Annotated in this window: 1 protein-coding gene; it reads right to left on the reverse strand. The window is 79.7% G+C overall.

Features of this window, described 5'->3' with window-relative positions; genetic code table 11:
- The coding region (locus tag C1A33_RS27135) for a cobalamin biosynthesis protein (protein WP_243407995.1) at positions 1 to 433 on the reverse strand (433 nt) is incomplete at its 3' end.
- Positions 434 to 557 lie beyond the last annotated feature (124 nt).

The raw sequence follows: 557 nt of genomic DNA on the forward strand, positions 1-557 counted from the left end.
CGTCTGCGGGGTGGGGGTCGGCGGGCGGCCCTGACCGAGTGGCCCGGTGCGGGCCGGGGGTGAGCAGGCAGGCGGCCTCGGCGACGCCCGCGGTGCCCAGCGCCGTGAGGGATGCCCGGCCCGGATGGGGCACGGGGACGGTGGCGAGCAGCTCGGGTGGGTAGGCGAGCAGCGGCCAGCCGTGGTGGCGGGCGGCGGCGAGCAGGGCGGGTTCGTCCGCGCGCAGGGTGACGGTGGCCAGGGCGAGCACGGCCGTGGGTGGGGCGGCGATCGCACGCAGGCCGGTGTCGATCAGGGCGAGCAGTTCCTCGAGGTCGACACCCGGGCGGACCCCCATTCCGACGATCAGGTCCGGCGTCGGCGCGGGGGTGTCGCGCCACGGCGAGGACTCGTCCGGTGGCGCGCCGCGGCGCGGTCGCGGTGGTGGGGACACGTCCGGTGGCGCAGTGGGCGCGGGCCGCGGTGGTGGGGAGGATCCGGGGTGCTCAGGCGGCACCGCGACGTCCCGGCTGGCGGGGCCCGGGCTGGCCGCGCTCACCACGGCCGGCGCCGGGGGT

Source organism: Frankia canadensis (genome assembly GCF_900197875.1).
GTDB classification, from domain to species: Bacteria; Actinomycetota; Actinomycetes; order Frankiales; family Frankiaceae; genus Frankia; species Frankia canadensis.